The 1,364-nt window shown below is 53.4% G+C and carries 1 protein-coding gene; it reads left to right on the forward strand.

The genetic code is table 11. From position 1 onward, the window contains the following. The first annotated feature begins 76 nt into the window (after positions 1 to 76). Positions 77 to 1,321, forward strand: a complete 1,245-nt coding sequence (locus KIS77_23330; protein ID MCW5925270.1) for an ISL3 family transposase — start codon at positions 77 to 79, stop codon at positions 1,319 to 1,321. The last annotated feature ends 43 nt before the right edge of the window (positions 1,322 to 1,364 follow it).

Raw genomic sequence — 1,364 nt, forward strand, 5'->3', positions numbered from 1 at the left:
GGGTCTTTGGGAATCGCCGTGGAATGCCCCAATATATTGGGGTCAATGAATCGAAATCATCTTATGGAGCATTCCCATGGCTATTTCGATTGAGCATCTGCTGAACATTCCAGGAATTCGCGTCTTGAGCGTCAATTATGACGAGAAGAAAATCGAATGCCAGATCGAGTCAACCCGAGGGTATTCGATTTGTCACAAATGTGGCCGGAAGGCCAGCGACCTTCACGAACACGAAAAAGAACTGGAACTGCGGCATCTGCCGATATGTGGCCGGCAAGTGGTTCTCCGGCTGCGCCCCAAACGCTATCGCTGCCCGTACTGCGAGGGAGGCGTAACCACTACGGAACGCCTGGATTGGTACGACGCCAAAGCCGGTTGCACGAAAGCCTATGCGGACTTCCTCTTGCTGGAACTGGTCAACAGCACGATTCAAGATGTCGCCAAGAAGCACGGCGTCACCTATGATCTCGTGCGGGGCGCTCTCACCCGCTACGTCAGGAGCGAAGTCGATTGGAGTCAAATCGAAGTTCTGCGCATCCTGGGGCTGGATGAAATCTCCCTGCTCAAAGGGCATCGTGACTTTGTGACCATCGTCAGCACACAAGACAAGAACGGAACCCCGGTTCTGCTGGCCGTGCTGAAAGGGCGCGAGAAAAAGACGGTGGTCGAGTTCCTGAAGACGATCCCGGAGCGATTGCGAGAAGGGGTCGAGGAAGCTTGCTCCGATCTCTATGAGGGCTTCATCAACGCGGTTGAAGAAGTCCTGCCCAACGCCAAGGTTGTCGCCGATCGTTTTCACGTCGCCAAACTCTATCGCGCCGCAGTGGACGAATTGAGAAAGATCGAAATGAAAGAACTCAAACAGGTGCTCAAGAAAGAAGAATATGCTGGACTCAAAGGGGTTCTTTGGGCCTTGCGAAAAAAGAGCGAAGACCTGGAGCCGGAAGAAAGAGAGACGCTCGACCTCCTCTTTGAGTGTTCCCCGTTGTTGCGCAAAGCTTATCGCCTGCGCGAGAAACTTACCCGTATCTTCGACAACGAAAAGCATACCGTCGAGTCAGGCCGCCGAGCCATCCGCCGGTGGATGGCGGAGGTCAGAGAGAGCGGACTGACCTGCTTCGACTCATTCCTGTCCACACTGGAAGAACGGATGGATTTAATCACGAACTACTTCATCAGCCGTTCATCGAGCGGTTGGGTCGAGGGGCTGAACAACAAAATCAAAGTGCTCAAGCGCCGCTCTTATGGGATCAAAAATCTGGCCAATTTGTTCCGACGCCTCTGGCTTGATCTGAACGGCTATGAAGCTTTCGCGCACTGATACACAAGATATTGGGGGCTTTCACGGTGATTCCCAAAGACCC

This window comes from Saprospiraceae bacterium (assembly GCA_026129545.1).
Classification (GTDB): domain Bacteria; phylum Bacteroidota; class Bacteroidia; order Chitinophagales; family Saprospiraceae; genus M3007.

What these genes read in the sequence shown, in the direction of transcription:
- KIS77_23330 (MCW5925270.1), top strand. Translation starts at nt 77, where the DNA reads ATGGCTATTTCGATTGAGCATCTGCTGAACATTCCAGGAATTCGCGTC.